Genomic DNA, 20,057 nt, shown 5'->3' with positions numbered 1-20,057 from the left:
CTTCCATTCAAATCACATCATCAACAGCTTGCCTCTTGCCCTGTGGGAGCGGGTTTACCCGCTCCTACAAGGTCCGAGGCGCCTTCGATTACTCAGTCACCTTGCCGAGCTGCAGCGCCTGGCCGTCGTGCCACCAGGCCGCCAGGCTGAACACATCCGGGACCTTGAGGATGCTGAAGTGGTCGCCCGGGCCCTGCCACAGCGCCAGTTGCGGCATCAGCGCCTGCCAGCCGGCTTGCATCGCTGCCTGCTCGCGGGCGTTGCCGGCCGTGTTCAGGCTCGGGTCGTCCACCAGCACCAGCCCTGCTGGCCCGCTGTAGTTCATGCGCGGCTGGTAGCGGGTGCGCAGCGCCGTGGCGAAAGTCCGCACCGTGCCATCCAGCGCCCGTGGCGCCGAACGGGCCGGCAGCAGGCCGATGCGCACCATCGCCGCGTGCAGCTGACGCAATTGCTCGTCGTCGCTGGCCTGGGCGAAAGCCTGCGGCTCGATGCCCAAGGCCTTGCCGGTGGACAGCTGCAGCGCGTGTATCAGCTTCTCCAGCGCCTCGCCGAAGGTGTACGGCCTGCCACATGAGCCCGCTTCACCCGGCGCCTCGCTGTCGATCAGGGTCAGCGAACGCACCTGCCGCCCCTTGGCCTCGAAACGTGCCGCCATGGCGTGCGCGACCCAGCCCCCGAACGAATGGCCGACCAGGTTCAGCGGCCCTTGCGGGTACAACCCTTCGATGGCCTGGACATGGCAGTCGGCGGCGGCCTCCACGGCACTGTGCGGCACCCGGTTGCCATCCAGGCCCCGCGCCTGCAGGCCGTACACTGGCCAGTCCGGGCCCAGCGCCTCGGCCAGGCCGATGAAGCTGGTGACGCTGTCGCCGGCACCGGGCACGCAGAACACCGGGGCATGCCCCGGCTGCCCGCTCTGGATCGCCACCAACGGCTGATAGCTCGGCTGCTCGGCACGCCCCTGCAGCTGTTGGAGCACCCGGGCGATCGCCTCACCCAGCGTCGCAATGTGGGGTGCCTGCATCATGCTGCGGTGATCGCCGGGGACACCGACTTCGAGCAGCACCTGGGCCGGCAATGTCTCGCGCCAGCCCAGGCCCGCCACGCTGTCGCTAACTTGCTCGGCGCGGAACAGATGCACCGGTATGTCCAGTGGCGCCAGGCGGTAATGGGCCATGGCATGACCGTGGGCCAGTTCACGCTCGAAGTAGTCGCGCAGCTGCACATCGCTCATGCTCGACCACAAGCCGTAGAGCAGGTGGTGTTCGCGGCAGCTGGCGAGCAGACTGGCGAAATCGCTTTGCTGGGCCTCCAGGCGCTGCAGTTGCGCCAGCGGCGCATTCCCGGCTTCGCCCTGGGTGCGCCAGAAGCTGTTGCAGGTGAGCAGCAGCTGGTTTTCCACGGCGCGCGGCCCCTGCCAGCGGGCCTTGCCCTGGTCGGCCAGGCGGGGCACGTAGGTGTCGATCAGGCCGAGGAACTCGACCCCCTCGTCCGCGCCCAGCAGCTGGTTGGCCATTTCGAAGGCCAACACGCCACCGAACGACCAACCGGCCAGGCGATACGGGCCATGGGGCTGGACCTTGCGCAGCTGCGCAATCTGGTAGCGTGCCAGGCACTCCAGCGTGCGCGGTTGTGCTTCGCCACCAGGGATACCCGGCAGGCCGTAGATCGGGAAATCACCCGGCAGGTGCTGGCCCAGCACCGGGAAGTAGAAGTCCAGGCCGGTGAATTCGTGGACCAGGAACAGCGGCGTCTGTGATCCGCTGGCGCGCACCGTGACAATGGTCTGGGCGTGTGCGCTGCAGCTGGCATCCAGATGCCGGGCCAGCGCCGCCACGCTGGGCTGCTGGAACACGTCGTTGATCGCGGCCGCCAGGCCGGCCTTGCCAAGTTTGTCGATCAGGCGAATCGCTGCAAGCGAATGACCGCCCTGTTCAAAGAAGTTGTCGTGGCGCCCTACCCGTTGCACGCCCAGCAACTCGCACCAGATGCTGGCCAGCAGGGTTTCGGTGTCACCCTCTGGTGCTTCGTAAGGGCGCTCCTGAACGGCATCGGGCGCCGGCAGCGCCTTGCGGTCGAGCTTGCCGTTGGGGCTCAGCGGCAAGGCGTCGAGGTGCATGAACTGCGCCGGGACCATGAACTCCGGCAGGTGCGCGAGCAGTGCCGTGCGCAGGGTTTCCACGGTTTGCGCGGTGCCGGTGTAGTAGGCGATCAGGCGCTGGTCGCGGGCGATCACCACGGCTTCCTTGATGCCTGCGATGGCGGTGAGGCCAGCCTGGATTTCGCCCAGCTCGATGCGAAGGCCGCGGATTTTCACCTGGTCGTCGTTGCGGCCCAGGTATTCGATATTGCCGTCTGGCAGGTGGCGTGCGAGGTCGCCTGTGCGGTACAGCCGACCGCCTGGGCGGAACGGGTCGTCGATAAAGCGTTCGGCGGTGAGTTCGGCGCGGTTGAGGTAACCGCGGGCGACCTGCACGCCGCCGATGAACAGCTCGCCGGCCACGCCTTGCGGTACCGGCTGGCCTTGGCCATCGAGCACGTACAGGGTGGTATTGGCGATGGGTTTGCCGATCGGGGTGTTGTCGGGGGCGGTCAGGCAGTGCCAGGCGCTGACATCCACGGCGGCTTCGGTGGGGCCGTAGAGGTTGTGCAGTTCTACTGCTGGCAACTGCGCGTGGAAGCGGCGCACCAGACTGCCCGGCAAGGCTTCACCGCTGCACAGTACCCGCTTCAGGGCCTGTGCCTGCCCCAAGACCTGCACAGTCTCTGTGGGAGCGGGCGTGCCCGCGAAGAAGTCGACGCGGTTTATGGCACCGGCTTCGCCGGTGTTCGCGGGCATGCCCGCTCCCACAGGGGAAGTGGTCGCTGCTGAAGACAGGTATACATCCAGCATCGAGGGGACGAAGTGCAAGGTGGTGATGCTTTCGTTCTGGATGACCTGGCGCAGGTACTCGGGGTCGCGGTGTCCGCCTGGGCGGGCCATGACCAGGCGGGCGCCGGTCTGCAGCGGCCAGAGGAATTCCCACACCGAAACGTCGAAGCTGAACGGGGTCTTCTGCAGCACCACGTCATCGGCGCCCAGCTGATAGGCGTCCTGCATCCACAGCAAGCGGTTCACTACGCTGGCATGCTCGTTCATCACCCCTTTTGGCAAGCCGGTCGAGCCTGAGGTGTAGATCACGTAGGCCAGATGACGTGGCGTCAATCCAACGACAACAGGGTTGTCAGCCGATTGATTGCTCCAAGTCGGCTGATCCAGATCGATGATCTGCCCGGCATCCGGCACATGACGGGTCGCCCCGTGCACCAGCACCGCCACCGGCGCGCTGTCGGTCAACATGTGACGCACGCGCTCGGCCGGGTAATCCGGATCTACCGGGACGTAAGCGCCGCCGGCCTTGAGGATCGCCAGCAGCCCGATCACCATCGACAGGCCACGTTCGACGCAGATCGCCACCCGATCATCCGGTTTGACGCCCAAGGCAATCAGGTGATGCGCCAGGCGGTTGGCCTGTTGGTTGAGCTGGCGATAGCTCAGTTCACCCGCTTCAGCCCGCACGGCAAGCGCATCCGGCGTCCGCGCAACCTGCGCCTCGATCAGGCTATGCAAGGTCTGCTCAAGGTCGTAATCGACTGCCGTGTCATTGAATGTCAGCAACAGCCGCTTGCGCTCGTCGGCATCGGGCAACCCGGTGTGGGCCGGAACGGCGTGCTCGCCTTCGGCGAAGGTCCACAGCAGTTGTTCCAGATAACCCACATAGCGCTCGACGGTGGCCCGTTCGAACAGCGCAGTGGCAAACACGATGCCGCCGCAGAAGCCATCGGCGCCCTCGCCCATGCTCAGGCTCAGGTCGAACTTGGCGATGCGCGCCTGCCCGCCCAGCGCCGTCACCGCCAGATCACCCAGCTCCAAGGCCTGGCGCTCGGGCGTGGCATCCCAGTCCAGCGACACCTGGTACAGCGGCGTATGGGCCAGGCTGCGCTGTGGGCGCACGGCCTCGACCACCTGCTCGAACGGCAGGTCCTGATGGCCCTGGGCTTCGAGCACTGCGGCCTTGACCCGCGCCAGCAGCGTGGCCACCTGCGGTGAGCCCGACGTGTCCACGCGCAAGGCGATGGAATTGACGAACATGCCGATCAGTCCCTCCACCTCCGCCTGCCGGCGGTTGGCCAGCGGCGAGCCGATCACCACTTCATCCTGGCCGGCCAGGCGTGTCAGCAACACCGCCCAGGCCGCCATGAACAACATGTACGGGGTCACGCCCTGGGCCCGGCACACGGCCTTGAGCTCCAGGCTCAGGCGTGGGTCCAGGCTGAGCGCCACGCTATCGCCGGCATACTGCTGGCGCTCTGGCCGTGGTCGGTCCCACGGCAGGCTGAGCAGGGTTGGCGCACCGCTCAGCCGGCCACGCCAATAGTCGGCCTGGCGCTGCAGGGCTTCAGCGCTCAGCCAGCGCCGCTGCCACAGTGCATAGTCCAGATACTGCACCGGCAAAGGCGGCAACGGGTCGTCGCGATCGGCGCTGAACGCCTGGTACAACGCGCCCAGCTCCTTCACCAGCACCGCCAGCGACCAGCCATCGGCGACCAGGTGGTGCACGGTCAGCAGCAGGATGTGGTGATCGTCGGCCCGCTGCAGCAAGCAGCCACGAACCGGCAAGTCATGGTTCAGCGCAAAGGGCTCGCTGGCGTGCAGCTCGACCCGTTGCGCCAGCGCCTGCTCGTGCAGATCGCGCGCATCTTCCAGGGCTAGCTGGAAACCGCGCGCGTCCGCGGCCAGCACCACACGCGGCTCGCCGTCCTGCTCCACAAAGTGGCTGCGCAGGCTCTCGTGACGCTCGACCAGTCGCCGCAGCGCCCGCTCCAGCGCCAGCGCATCCAGCGTGCCGCGCAGGTGCAGGCCGAGGGGGATGTGATAGGCCGCGCTGCCGCCGCTCATTTGCGCCAGGAACCACAGGCGCTGCTGGGCGAACGACAGCGGCAGGCTGCCCAGCCGGGGGGCCGGCTGGATCGCCGGCAAGGCACGCTCGGCATGGCTGCCGAGGCTGGCGGCCACCGCCGCCAGGCTGTCATCGGCGAACAGCTCACCCAGCGCCAGCTCCAACCCGAGGCGCTGACGCACCTGGGCGAGCATGCGCATGGCCAGCAGCGAATGGCCACCCAGCTCGAAGAAGCGATCCTGACGCCCGACCTGCTCCACCTGCAGCAGCTCACCCCACAGCTGGGCCAACAGCGTTTCGCGCTCACCCTGCGGTGCCTCGTAGGACGCCGCGGCAAAGGCCTGCGGGCCAGGTTGCGGTAGCGCCTTGTGATCGAGCTTGCCATTGTTGGTCAGCGGCATCCGCGCCAGGGCCACATAGGCCCCCGGCAGCATGTAGTCGGGCAGCCGACCGCGCAGGAAGCTGCGCAGTGCATTGGCGTCCAGCGCCGCATCGTGGCGGGTGAACCAGGCGACCAGCCGCAGTGGCCCTTGCCCGTCCGCCAGCGCCGACACCTGCACGTCGCCAATGCCCGGGCACTGCGACAGCTGTTGCCTGATTTCCCCCAGTTCAATGCGGAAGCCCCGGATCTTCACCTGGTCATCATTGCGGCCCAGGCATTCCAGCTGGCCGTCAGGCTGCCAGCGCACCAGGTCGCCGGTGCGGTAGAGCCTGGCCCCGGGGCGCTGGCTGAACGGGTCGTCGATGAAACGCTCGGCGGTGAGTTCAGGGCGATTGAGGTAACCCAGCGCCACCCCATCGCCACCGATGTACAGCTCGCCGACCACCCCACGCGGCACCAGCTGGCGATGGGCATCGAGCACATAGATCTGGGTGTTGCCGATGGGGCGGCCAATCGGCACCTGAGTGGCATTCGGTGCCAGCCCCTGAACGGCACACGTCACTGCAAACGTCGTGGTCTCGGTCGGCCCGTAGCCATTGATCAGGCGCAAGCCCGGCGCCTGCTCCAGCATGGCGCGGAAGGCAGCAGGCTCGGCACGCTCGCCGCCGCTGATGAGGATGCGCAAGCCAGCCAGCGCCTCGGGCAGTAGCTGCACGTACTGGTTGAACAGCGCCGTGGTCAGGAACAGCACGGTGATGCCGTCCTTCGCCAGCGCCCTGGCGAAACGCTGGGGGTCGATCAGCGTCTGGTGATCGACCACCCGCACCTGTCCGCCATTGAGCAGCGCGCCCCAGACGTCCATGGTGCTGGCATCGAACGCCGGGTTGGAGGCAAAGGCGATGCGATCCTGGGCATTGAAGTCGGCATAACCATTGTTCAGCACCAGGCGGGCGATGCCACGGTGCGGCACGCACACGCCCTTCGGCTGGCCGGTGGTGCCCGAGGTGTACATCACGTAGGCAGCGCTGCCGGCATCCTGCGCCAGGCCTGGGTCATGCCCGGCTTGCGGGTCGAGCATCAACGTGTCGAGGTCCAGGCGACGCACCGGGAAGTCCGCCTCAGTCGCGGCCAAGGTAAGCAACACGACAGCTTGGCAGTCTTCGACCATGAAGCCCTGGCGCTCGACCGGGGCATGCACATCCAGCGGCACATACACCGCCGCACACTTGAGCACCGCCAGTTGCGCCACCAGCAAGGGCAGCGAGCGCGGCAGCAGGATCGCCACGCAGGCGCCAGGCGCGACGCCTTCGGCGATCAGGTAATGGGCCAGGCGGTTGGCCTGCAGGTTGAGTTCGCCATAGCTCAGCGCCTGCTCGCCATGCACGGCCGCCAGGGCCAGTGGCTGGCAGGCTGCACGCTGCTCGAACAGCTGGGCGACGCTGAGGTCGCGGGGGTAATCCGCCGTCGTGGCATTGAAGGTGTGCAGCAGCGCCTGGCGCTCGTCTTCGCCAATCAGCTCGACCCGCTGCAGCGGCGCCTGGTCGTTGCCAACCATGGCCCACAGCAAGGTTTGCAAGTAACCGAGGTAGCGCTGCGCGGTGATCTCGTCGAACAACGCTGTGGCGTACTCCAGGCTGCCGGCCACGACGTCGCCGTGCTCGCCCAGGTTGAGGGTGAGATCGAACTTGGCCACCTGCGCGGCCTGTGCCACGGCTTCGAGCTGCAAACCTTGCAGCTGCAAGGCCGCGCCCTGGGTCGCCTGCCAGTTCAAGGTCGCCTGGAACAACGGCGTGTGGCCAAGGCTGCGGGCCGGCCGGACGATCTCGACCACCTGTTCGAACGGCAGGTCCTGGTGCGCCTGGGCCGCCAGCACCCGGGCCTTGACCTGTTCGAGCAACGCCTCGGCAGTGGCGGCTGAGCCGCTGTCGATGCGGATGGCCAGGGTATTGACGAACAACCCCGCCAACGCCTCGAGTTCAGCGTGGCCACGGCCGGCCACCGGGCAGCCGATCACCACCTCCTGTTGCCCGGACAACCTGGCCAGCAAGGTGGCCCAGGCGCCCAGCACGGTCATGTACAAGGTCACCCCATGGCGCTGGGCCAGGGTGCGCAGGCCGGCCGCCAGGCGCGGGGCCAGTTGCACGGGCAGGCTGGCCCCGGCGAAGTCCTGGCGCTCGGGCCGTGGCCGGTCGCTCGGCAGTTTCAACAGGCTGGGCGCGCCGTCCAGCGCCTCGCGCCAGTAATCGGCCTGGCGCTGCAATTGCTCGCCGGCAAGCCAGCGCCGCTGCCACACCGCGTAGTCGCCATACTGGATGGCCAGTGCCGGCAGCGGGTCTTCCAGGCCTTGGCGCAGAGCCGGATACAGGGCGCTCAGTTCGCGCGTCAGTACCCCCAGCGACCAGCCGTCGGCCACGATATGGTGCACGGTCAAGGCCAGCACATGCTGTTCGGCCCCCAGGCGCAGCAGCCGCGCCCGCAACAACGGCCCGTGGGCCAGGTCGAAGGGCCTGCCGGCCTCTTCGCGCAGCTTGCCGGGCAAGGCATCCGGGCCAATCTCTTCGCGCTGGAACCAGCCCGCGCCGGCGCTGGTGCCAATGATCACCTCGGCGCTGTCGTCGCGCGGCACGAAATGGCTGCGCAGGGTTTCATGGCGCTCGACGATGCGCAGCAGCGCGCATTCCAGGGCGTCGTCATCCAGCGGCCCGCGCAGGCCCAGGGCCAGCGGCACGTTGTAGGCCTGGTTGCCGCCGTCCATCTGCGCCAGGAACCACAGCCGCTGCTGGGCGAACGACATGGGCAATGGCTGCTCGCGGGGGACCGGCACGATCGCTGGCAACGTGCTGCGCCCGGCCCCCGCCAGCACCGCGGCCACTGCCGCCAGTTCGGCATTGGCGAACAGCTCGGCCAGGGTCAGCTCCACGCCCAGGCGCAGGCGCACCTGCGAAACCATGCGCATGGCCAGCAGCGAATGCCCACCCAAGGCAAAGAAGTGGTCACGCCGCCCTACCCGCTCGACTTGCAGCAGTTCGGCCCAGATCTGCGCCAGGGCCTGCTCCAGTTCGCCCTCGGGGTCCTCATAGCCCTGCTCGAACAGGGCCGAACGCTCGGGCCTGGGCAAGGCGCGGCGGTCGAGCTTACCGTTGGCGGTCAGCGGCAAGGCCTGCAGCTCGACGAACGCCACCGGCACCATGTATTCGGGCAGGTGTGCCTGCAACTGGGCGCGCAGGCTTTCCGGGGTAGCCGCCTCGACGTCGGGCTGGGGGGTAAAGTAGGCAACCAGGCGCGGCTGACCGGGTTGGTCCTCACGGGCCAGCACCACGGCCTCGTTGATACCCGCCAGACTGGCCAGGCGGCTCTCGATCTCGCCCAGCTCGATGCGCACGCCACGGATCTTCACCTGGTCATCGTTGCGCCCCAGGTACTCGAGGGTGCCATCGGCCAGCCAGCGCACCAGGTCGCCGCTGCGGTACAGGCGCCCGCCTGCGCTGAAGGGGTCATCGAGAAAGCGTTCGGCGGTCAACTCAGGGCGGTTCAGGTAACCCCGGGCCACCCCGGCACCGCCGATGTACAGCTCGCCCGGCACCCCCAGCGGCACCAGTTGCCGGTGCGCATCGAGCACGTACAGGCGCGCGTTGTCCACCGGCCGGCCGATATGCAGCACCCCGCCCGCCTCGACCACGCCAGAGCTGGCCACCACGGTGGTTTCGGTCGGGCCGTAGTTGTTGACCACGGCAAAGCGCTGGGTACGGTTGAACTGGCGCAGACGGTCGCCGCCGATCAGCAGGGTGCGCAGGGTCGGGTGTTCGAGCTGGTGGCTGAAGGCATATTCGGCCACTGGCGTGGGCAGGAAGCTCACGTCAAGGGGTTGGCCGCGCCACCAGGCGAGCATGGCGTCGAGGTCTTCGTTGCCTTCGGCGGGCGGCGCCAGGTGCAGCGTGGCCCCCGCGCACAACGCCGGCCACACCTCCCAGGCCATGGCATCGAAGCCGAAACCGGCCAGGCACGAAGTATGGCGACCGTGGCACAGGTCGAAGGCGCGGCAGTGCCAGTCGACCAGGTTGTTGACGGTGCGGTGCTCGACCATCACCCCTTTGGGCTGGCCGGTGGAGCCTGAGGTGTAGATGACGTAGGCCAGGTGGTTAGCCTCCAGTGTCGCCACGCTCGGGTTGCCGGCCCGGGCCGGCCAGTCTGGCTGGTCCAGCAGCAGCACCGGCACTGCGACGGCCCCCAGGCGCCCGCGCAGTGCCTGCTGGGTAAGCACCACCAGCGGGGCGCTGTCGCCCAGCAGATAGTGCACCCGCTCATCCGGGTGCGCCGGGTCGATGGGGACATAGCCGGCACCGGCCTTGAGCACGGCCAGCAGCCCGACCAACGTCTCCAGCCCTCGGCGGGCGAGCACCGCCACACGGTCATCGGGGCGCACGCCCAGCGCAATCAGCCGGTGCGCCAAGGCATTGGCCTGGTGGTTGAGTTCGGCATAGCTCAATGCCTGCTCGCCGCAACGGGCGGCGACGGTGTCTGGGTGCGCTTGCGCCTGGTTTTCGATGCGCCGGTGCAGGGTCAGCGTCGCCTCGAAGCCGGCCGCGTAGTCATTGAACCCTTCCAGCAGTGCATGGCGCTCGCTGTGCGGCAGCATCGGCAGCGCCAGCACCTGGGCCTCGGGCGTCTGCAGCAGGCTTTCCAGCGTCTGCTGCAGGTAGGCGCAGACACGCTCGGCGGGCACCTCGGCGCTGGCCAGCAAGGTCAGGCGGAAGGCTTCACCCAGGTCATCGACACTCAAGGTCAACGGGTAGTTGGTGGCCTCGGCGGAGTCGACGATATCGATGCCGGCCAACGCTGCCCGGCGTGGCGCGGCTGCACCGGCCGGGCTATTCACAGGGCTATGGCGATAGTTGAGCAAAGCATTGAACAGTGGCGCCGGGGCCGCCACGCCGCTGCAACGCTGGGCCAGGGCCAGCGGCGCATGCTCATGGCGCATCAGCGCACTCAGGCGCTGGTGTGTGGCGCGGATGGCCGTCGGCAGGTCGCTGTCGCCCAGGTCGACCCGCAGCGGCAAGGTATTGATGAAGATCCCCAGTGCCCGGTCGGTGGCCTCGGCACCGAGCAGGCGGCCCATCAGCACCGTACCGAACACCACTTGCTCACGCCCGGTCAGGCCACCCAGCACCCGGCCCCAGGCCAGGTGGAACACACTGGCAACGCTCACGCCAAGGCTGCGGGCATGGGCGCGCAGGCGCTGGCAAAGGGCAAGCGGCAGGTCGATGGCGTGCTCTTGGTGGCTGTCGCCCTCGCCCTGTACGTCCTGGATGCCATAGGCCAGGGTCGCTTCGTCGATATCACCGAGCATGTCGCGGAAGAACGCCTCGTGCTGCGCCTGGCTGACCCCCAGCACCGCCTGCGCCACGTAGTTGCGAAACGGCACCGGCGTGCCCAGCTGCTGATCTTCGCCGCCGAGGAAGGCGATCAGCTCGTGGCGCACTACCTCCAGGGCGCTGTGGTCCATGGCGATATGGTGGAACTGCAAGGTGGCACTGAGCCTGCCATCGGCCTCGGGCGCCTCGCGCAACAGGCGCATCAGCGGGGCCTGGGTCAAGTCGAGCCAGGCACGCGCCGGGTCATCGGCAGGCAGCGCCAGCACCTGCAGCTCGGCATGCCGCCACACCACCTGCAGCGGCGTTTCCAGGCCTGTCCAGTGCACCGAGGTGCGCAGGATATCGTGCCGCGCGATCACCCCGCGCAGGGCCTGGGCGAACGCCTGCAGGCGCGCCTCGCTGGCGAACACGAAACGTGCCTGCATCACGTAGGGGTCGTGGCCGCTGGCGCTGGCGTGGTGGAACAGCATGCCCTGCTGCAGCGGTGCCAGCGGGTAGATGTCCTGGACATTGGCCGCGCCACCGGGAATCTCGGCGACCAGCCGGTCGAGGGTGTCCTGGTCCAGCTCGACCAGGTTGACCAGCGCCGGGGTGATCCGCGTGCAATCCCGCGGGATCAGGTTGCCCGGCACGTGCACCGTGCCCTGTTTCACGGCTACGTATTCACCGCTTTCGATCAGCGCCACCAGCGCCGGCTTGTGTTCGCGCAGGCGTGCCACCAGGGTAGCGTCGGTCAGCGCCTGACGGTTGCCCTGGACCACCAGCTGGCCGTCCTTGAGCGCCAGCTGCACGTTGTTGGCCGAAAGTGTTGTCAGTAGTTGGTTGATACTCACAGGACGATCTCCATTCTGTCTGTGATGGCTGCATAGCCGGCCAGGGTCGGTTGCTCGAACAGCGCGCGCACATCGGCTTCCAGGCCTTGTTCGCGCAAGCGGGAGGTCAGGGTTACAGCCAGCAGCGAATGGCCACCCAGTTCGAAGAAGTTGTCGTGGCGCCCTACCCGCTCTACACCCAGCAGCTCGCACCAGATGCTGGCCAGCAGGGTTTCGGTGTCACCCTCTGGGGCTTCGTAAGGGCGGTCCTGAAGGGCGTCGGGCGCCGGCAGTGCCTTGCGGTCGAGCTTGCCGTTGGGGCTCAGCGGCAAGGCGTCGAGGTGCATGAACTGCGCCGGGACCATGAACTCCGGCAGGTGCGCGAGCAGTGCCGTGCGCAGGGTTTCCACGGTTTGCGCGGTGCCGGTGTAGTAGGCGATCAGGCGCTGGTCGCGGGCTATCACTACCGCTTCCTTTATGCCATCGATGGCGGTGAGGCCGGCCTGGATCTCGCCCAGCTCGATGCGCAGGCCGCGGATTTTCATCTGATCGTCGTTGCGGCCCAGGTACTCGAGGTTGCCGTCCGGCAGGTGGCGTGCGAGGTCGCCTGTGCGGTACAGCCGCCCGCCTGGGCGGAACGGGTCGTCGATAAAGCGTTCGGCGGTGAGTTCGGCGCGGTTGAGGTAACCGCGGGCGACCTGCACGCCGCCGATGAACAGCTCGCCGGCCACGCCTTGGGGTACTGGCTGGCCCTGGTTATCGAGCACGTACAGGGTGGTATTGGCGATGGGTTTGCCGATCGGGGTGTTGTCCGGGGCGGTCAGGCAGCGCCAGGCGCTGACGTCCACGGCGGCTTCGGTCGGGCCGTAGAGGTTGTGCAGTTCTACAGTGGGTAGCTGTGCGTGGAAGCGGCGGGCCAGGCTGCCGGGCAAGGCTTCGCCGCTGCACAACACGCGCCGCAAGGCGTACACGGTCCCTGTGGGAGCGGCGGTGCGGCGATCCGACGTGCCCGCGAAGAAGTCGACGCGGTGTATGGCACCGGCTTCGCCGGTGTTCGCGGGCATGCCCGCTCCCACATGGGAAGTGCTCGCTGCTGAAGATAGGTATACATCCAGCATCGAGGGGACGAAGTGCAAGGTGGTGATGCTTTCGCTCTGGATGACATGGCGCAGGTACTCGGGGTCGCGGTGTCCGCCAGGGCGGGCCATGACCAGGCGGGCGCCAGTCTGCAGCGGCCAGAGGAACTCCCAGACCGAAACGTCGAAGCTGAACGGGGTCTTCTGCAACACCACGTCATCGGCGCCCAGCTGATAGGCGTCCTGCATCCACAGCAGGCGGTTCACCACGCCGGCATGCTCGTTCATCACGCCCTTCGGCAAGCCGGTCGAGCCTGAGGTGTAGATCACGTAGGCCAGATGGCGTGGTGTCAGGCCTGCAATTTCGGGGTTGCTTGCCGGCTGATCATTCGAGCTTGGCTGGTCCAGATCGATGATCTGCCCGGCATCCGGCACATGCCGAGTCGCTCCGTGCACCAGTACTGCCACCGGCGCGCTGTCGGTCAACATGTGGCGCACGCGCTCTGCCGGGTAATCCGGATCGACCGGGACGTAAGCGCCGCCGGCCTTGAGGATCGCCAGCAACCCAACCACCATCGACAGGCCCCGTTCGACGCAGATAGCCACCCGATCATCCGGTTTGACGCCCAAGCCAATCAGGTAATGCGCCAGGCGGTTGGCCTGTTCGTTGAGCTGGCCATAGCTCAGCTCACCCTCCTCAGCCCGCACGGCAAGCGCATCCGGCGTCCGCACAACCTGCGCCTCGATCAGGCCATGCAAGGTCTGCTCAAGGTTGTAATCGACTGCCGTGTCATTGAAGTCCACCAGCACCCGCTGGCGTTCCTCTGCCTCCAACACCGGCAGGCGCTGCAACAGCAGCTCCGGCTCATGCTCAAGAGCCTCGACCATGGCCGCCAGCACCTGGTTCATCTGCCCGCAGACACGTGCCGCGCCGACGTCGGCAGGTGTCATGGCGACCAGGCGGAAGCCCTCGCCCGTGTCATCCACGTTCAGGCCCAACGGGTAGTTGCTGCGCTCCTGGCTGGCCAGGTTGTCGATCCCCTCGGTCGCCTGCTTGTGGCGGGCCGTGGCCACCTTACTGTGGCGATAGTTGAGCATGGCACTGAACAGCGGCAACGGCGCGGCCACACCGCTGCAACGCTGGGCCAACGCCAGCGAGGCGTGCTCGTGGGCCAGCAATGCGCTGAGGCGCTGGTGCGCGGCATGGGCGCCCTCGCGCAGGCTGATGCCGCCCAGGTCGATGCGCAACGGCAAGGTGTTGATGAACATGCCCAGTGCCCGCTCGGCGCCTTCGCCGCCTTGCAGGCGACCCAGCAGCACGGTGCCGAACACCACGCGGTCCTTGCCACTGGCCGCACCCAACAAGCGCGCCCAGGCCAGGTGGAACAGGCTGGCGACGCTGATCCCCAACTGCCGCCCCTGCTGACGCAGGCGCTGGGCCAGGTCAGCGTCCAACCACAGCTGGGCCTCCTCGATATCGCGGCCATCACCCTGTACATCACTCAGCCCGAACGGCAGGGTCGGTTCGTCGATATCGCCAAGTTGCGTGCGGAAGAACGCCTCGTGCTCGGCCTGGCTGATGCCCAGCCGGGCCTGCGCCACGTAGTTGCGGTAAGGCACCGGTGCATGGGTGGGCTCGCCGCCTTGCAGGAAGCCGATCAACTCCTCGCCGACCACCTCCATGGCCGTGTGGTCGAGGACGATGTGGTGGAACTGCAAGGTGGCTTCGATGCCTGCAGCCGTCTCGCGATGGTGCAAGCGGATCAACGGCGCCTGAGCCAGTTCAAGCCAGGCATTGCCGGTATCCCCCTCGAACACCCCGAGCGGTGCCTGGCGCCACACCACCTGAACCGGCTGTGGCAGGCCTTCCCAAAGCACGGCCGTACGCAATACGTCGTGCCGTGCAATGACCTTGTCCAGCGCGGCTGCGAAGTCGTCGAAATGCGCGCGGCTGGCAAAGGCGAAGCGTGACTGCAGCACATAGGGGTCATGCCCGACGGCGCTGACATGGTGATAGAGGATGCCCTCCTGCAGCGGCGCCAGTGGGTAGATGTCCTGCACGTTGGCAGCACCACCCGGCACCTGGGCGACGATACGGTCGATGGCCGCCTGCTCCAGCGCCACCAGCGGCAGCATCGCCGGGGTGAGGTGCTGGCAGTTGGCCGGGATGAGGTTGTCCGGCACTTGCACCTGCTGTGCCTGGCCCAGGGTGGCAGCCAGCGCGGCAACGGTCGGCTGGCCGAACAGCGTCCGCACATCGACCTGCAGGCCTTGCTGGCGCAAGCGCGCCGTCAGGTTCACCGCCAGCAGCGAATGGCCGCCCAGTTCGAAGAAGTTGTCATGGCGCCCGACCCGCTCGACGTTGAGCATCTGCGCCCACACCTGCGCCAGGGCGGTTTCCACCGGACCTTGCGGCGCCACATAGGCCTGGCCGGCAAGCAGCGCAGGGTCCGGGTCTGGCAGGGCCTTGCGGTCGAGCTTGCCATGGCTGGTCAGCGGCAAGGTCTCCAGGCGAATGAACGCCAGCGGCAGCAGATGCGCCGGCAAGCTGGCTTGCAGCGCCTCGCGCAAGGCCCCCACCGCCACCGGTGCGGCCTCGGTGAACCAGGCCAGCAGGCGCTCGTCACGGACCAGGACCACGGCATCGGCAACCCCCGGATGCGCAGCCAGCAGCGCCTCGATCTCGCCCAGTTCGACACGCACACCGCGGATCTTCACCTGGTCATCGTTGCGGCCCAGGTAGTCGAGGGTGCCATCGGCGTTCCAGCGCACCAGGTCGCCACTGCGATACATACGGCCACCCGGGTGCTCGCTGAACGGGTCGGCGAGGAAGCGCTCCTCGGTCAACTGCGGACGGTTCAGGTAGCCACGGGCGACACCGGCGCCGCCGATGTACAGCTCGCCTACGGCCCCAACTGGCACGGGCTGGCGGCGCTCGTCGAGCACATAGGCACGGATGTTGCCGATTGGCCTGCCGATATGCAGCGCGCCACCCGCTTGCAGCAGCCCGGAGGTGGCGACCACGGTGGCCTCGGTCGGGCCGTAGTTGTTGACCAGGGCAAAGCCTGGGTCGCGCTCGAACTGGCGCAGGCGGTCACCGCCGACCAGCAAGGTGCGCAAGGTCGGGTGCTGGCGCTCGCGGCGCAGCGCCTGTTCCGCGACCGGAGTGGGCAGGAAGCTGACCTGCAGCGGTTGTTCCAGCCACCAGTCGAGCAGTTCGTCGACATGCTCGCCGGCAATGCGCGCTGGCGGCAGGTGCAGCACGGCCCCGGCGCACAACGCCGGCCACACTTCCCAGGCCACGGCATCGAAGCCGAAACCGGCCACGCTGCTGGTGTGGCTGCCAGCGCCAAGGGCAAAGGCGTCGCAGTGCCAGTGCACCAGGTTGGCCAGGGTGGTGTGTTCGACCATCACCCCCTTCGGCTGGCCGGTGGAGCCGGAGGTGTAGATCACATAGGCCAGCTGCTGCGCCTCCAGGCCGGCGACCCATGGATTGCTGCCCGCCTGGGCCTGCCAGCCGTCAGCTTGCAGGTCGACACGCGGGGTATCGCCAACCAGGGCCCGGGTGCCAGCGTCGGTCAGCACCAGCGCCGGTGCGCTGTCCTGCAATAGGTAGGCGATGCGCTCAGCGGGGTACGCAGGGTCTACCGGCACATAAGCGGCGCCGGCCTTCAGCACGGCCAGCAGTGCGACCAGGCGCTCAAGGCTGCGCGGCAGGCACACGGCTACCCGGTCGCCGACCAGCACGCCACGGGCGATGAGGTGATGGGCCAGGCGGTTGGCGCTGCGGTTGAGTTCGCCGTAGCTCAGTACCTGGCCGTCCTGCACCAGCGCGGCGGCCTGGGGTGACTGTGCAGCCTGGGCCTCGACCAAGGCATGCACCGTCTGCCCTTGCGGGTAATGCCGGGCGGTGGCGTTGAAAGCATGCAGTACCTGCTGGCGGGCCGGCAGGTCGAGAATCGACAACGCGTCCACCGGGGTGTCGCCATCCTGATCCAGCGCCTGGCTCAACTGTGCCAGTGCCTGCGCCATCCACAGCGCGACGCGTTCGGCGCCGATCCCCTGTTGGGCCAGGACACTGAGGGTGAAGCCTTCACCCAGGTCATCGACGCTGAGGGTCAGCGGGTAGTTGCTGCGCTCCTCGCCGCCCAGCAGGCGCACACCCTGCACGCTGGCATCGTCGGCGGCCGGGCCGCCAGCGCTGCTGTGGCGATAGTTGAACAAGGCGCTGAACAGTGGCACTGCCGCGGCCACGCCACTGCAGCGCTGGGCCAGCGCCAGCGAAGCGTGCTCGTGGCCCAGCAGCGCCGACAGACGCTGGTGGGTGGCACGCACGGCCTGTTGCACCGGCGCGCTCAGGTCGATGCGCAGCGGCAAGGTGTTGATGAACACGCCCAGTGCGCGATCGGCACCCTCGCCGCCTTGCAGGCGGCCCATCAGCACGGTGCCGAACACCACGTCGGTGCGGTTGGCCAGCACCCCCAGTACCCGCGCCCAGGCCAGGTGTGCCAGGCTCGCGGCGCTTACCCCCAGGCGCCGGGCCTGCTCGCGCAGCTGGCGGGCCAGCGTGGCCTCAAGCGGCAGGCGCGCCTCGTTGATGGCTTGGCCATCGCCCTGCACATCGGCCAGGCCGAACGGCAAGGTCGGCTCATCGAGGTCGCCGAGCATGTCGCGGAAGAACGCCTCATGAGCGGCAGCGTCAGCCCCCAGGCGGGCCTGGGCGACGTAGGTGCGATACGGCACCGGCGCCGCCAGCTGGCCGGCCTTGCCCGCGAGCAGCTGGCGCATCTCTGCGGCGATCACCTCCATCGCGGTGTGGTCCAGGGCCAAGTGGTGGAACTGCAGGATGGCCACCACGCGCTGGTTGGCCGGGTCGTCGGCATACAGCAGGCGCATCAACGGTGCCTGGGACAGGTCCAGGCGCTGCTGGCGCGCATCGAAACGCGCCTGCAAGGCATCGATGACCGAGGCCCCTTGCAGGTCGTCGACCGCCGTCACTGCCATGCGTGCTTCACGCCAGACCACCTGCACCGGCTGTTCCAGCCCCTCGGTCAGCACGGCCGTGCGCAGGATGTCGTGGCGGTCGATGACCTGCTGCAAGGCCGCGGCCCAGGCCTGCAGACGGGCCAGGCTGTCGAAGGCCAACCGCGACTGCAGCAGGTAGGGGTCGCCCTGCCCGGCACTCAGGTGGTGATAGAGAATGCCCTCCTGCAACGGCGCCAGCGGGTAGATTTCCTGCACGTTGGCAGCACCACCCGGCACCTGCGCGACGATAAGGTCGATGGCGCCTTGATCCAGCTCGATCAGGCTGAGCATGGCCGGGGTGATCTGCCGTGCATCCTGTGGCACGCGGTTATCCGGCACCTGGACTTCACGGCCGCTGCCCACTGCTGCGGCCAGCGCCGCCAGGGTCGGCTGGGCGAACAGCACGCGCACATCGGCACTCAGGCCGGCCTTGCGCATGCGCTCGATCAAGGTCACCGCCAGCAGCGAGTGGCCGCCAAGCTCGAAGAAATGGTCATGGCGGCCCACCTGCGAGACCTTGAGCACGTCCGCCCAGATTGCCGCCAGGGTGGTTTCCACCGCGCCCTGTGGCGCCTCGAAGGCGCGGCTGAGCACGGCGTCGCTGCCCGGCTGCGGCAAGGCGCGGCGGTCGAGCTTGCCGTTGGCGGTCAACGGCAAGCTCTCCAGCACCACATAGGCCGCCGGCAGCATGTAGTCGGGCAACTGGCCTTGCAGCCGGGCATGCAGCTCGGCTATCGCCGGGGCGCCCGCACTGGCGGTGAAGTAGGCCACCAGGCGCTTGTCGCCCGGCTCGTCCTCGCGCAGCACGACGGCAGCCTCGCGAATGCCGGCGCACTCCGCCAGGCGCGCCTCGATCTCGCCCAGCTCGATGCGGAAGCCGCGCAGCTTGATCTGCTGGTCGGCGCGGCCCAGGTAGCGCAGGGTGCCGTCGGCCTGCCAGCTGACCAAGTCGCCGCTGCGGTACATGCGCGCGCCCGGCTGCGGGCTGAACGGGTCGTCGAGGAAGCGTTCGGCGGTCAGTTGCGGTTGGCCGAGATAACCCAGGGCAACGCCATCGCCACCGATGTACAGCTCGCCGACCGCCCCAACCGGCAGCGGCTGCCGACGGGCATCGAGCACGTAGCAGCGGCTGTTGCCGATGGGCTTGCCGATCGGAATGCTGCCCTCACCCACCTCGCGGATTTCGTGGGTGGTGCTGAAGGTGGTGGCCTCGGTCGGGCCGTAACCATTGAGCAGGTGCTTCGGCGCACCGTCTCGCAGTACCCGGGCAATCACGGCCGGGTCCAGCACATCACCGCCGACCATCAGGTAGCGCAGCCTGGCCAGCGCCGGCAGCAAGTCATCGGCAAACTGCTGGAACAACCCGGCCGTGAGCCACAACACGCTCACTTCCTGCTGCAGCAAGGTATCCCTCAGGGCCTGGCGTGACAGCACCTGGTGCTGATCGATGACCACCAGGGTGCCGCCGTTGAGCAGCGGTGCCCAGACTTCCAGGGTACTGGCGTCGAACGCCGGGTTGGAGGCGAATGCCACCCGGTCCTGGTTGCTGAATTCGGCAAAGCCGTTGTTGACCACCAGGCGCACGATGGCCCGGTGGGGCACCTGCACACCTTTCGGGGTGCCGGTGGAGCCAGAGGTGTACATGATGTAGGCCGCGCTTTCGGCGCTTGCCGGCACGCCTGGCGAATGTGCCGGGCAACGCTCCAGCGCCAGCTGATCGAGTTCGACCCGCAGAGCCTGGCCAACCTGATGTTCGCTGCTGTAGGTCAGCAGCACACGGGCCTGGCTGTCGGCGATCATGAATGCCTGGCGTTCGGCCGGGGCATTGCTGTCCAGCGGCACGTACACCGCCGCGCACTTGCTAGCCGCCAGTTGTGCCGCCAGCAGGTCGAAGCTGCGCGGCAGCAGCAAGGCAACGCGATCACCCGGCTGCACGCCCAGCGCCAGCAGGTGATGGGCCAGCCGGTTGGCATGCTGGTCGAGTTGCGCGTAGCTGTATTGCCGGTCACCGTGCACCACGGCCAGCGCCGCCGGGCAGAGTGCGGCATGGGCGCCAAACAGCGTGTGGACGGCATGCTCGCGTGGATAATCGCGGCGGCTGGCGTTGAAGCCATGCACTACCAGCTCGCGCTCGGCGGGTGCCAGGCAGGTGAGCTGTTGCAGCGGCGTGCCAGGGGCGTGCTGCAGGGCTTGCGCCAGCTGCTCCAGAGCCGTGGCCAGCAGCCGGCAGACCTGCGCCCCGTCCACGCTCTCCAGCGCCTGCACGGTGAGCACGAACGCATCGCCGACATCGTCGACGTTGACCACCAACGGATAGTGGCTGCGCTCATGGGCGGCCAGTTGCTCGATACCCTGCCAGGCCTCGCTCAGCTCGGCCTTCGCCGGTGCACTGTGACGGAAGTTGAGCAGGCTGGTGAACAGTGCCTGCCCGGCCGGCACCGCACTGCAAC

1 protein-coding gene and 1 pseudogene (1 of these 2 running past the window's edge) are annotated in these 20,057 nt (G+C 68.0%); both read right to left on the bottom strand.

Annotated elements, in window-relative coordinates; genetic code table 11:
- Window positions 1-88 precede the first annotated feature (88 nt).
- On the bottom strand, window positions 89-11,527 hold the full coding sequence (locus ACTORR_RS27795; RefSeq protein ID WP_441344098.1) for an amino acid adenylation domain-containing protein: 11,439 nt from the start codon (window positions 11,525-11,527) through the stop codon (window positions 89-91).
- Window positions 11,524-20,057 (bottom strand): annotated as a pseudogene (locus ACTORR_RS27790) (non-ribosomal peptide synthase/polyketide synthase) (it continues 13,929 nt past the right edge of the window). The gene ACTORR_RS27795 and the pseudogene ACTORR_RS27790 overlap by 4 nt, the downstream one beginning before the upstream one ends.

The organism is Pseudomonas sp. SAR267 (genome assembly GCF_052077595.1).
Taxonomy (GTDB): Bacteria; Pseudomonadota; Gammaproteobacteria; order Pseudomonadales; family Pseudomonadaceae; genus Aquipseudomonas; species Aquipseudomonas vlassakiae.
This window is presented reverse-complemented; position numbering and strand designations above follow the sequence as displayed.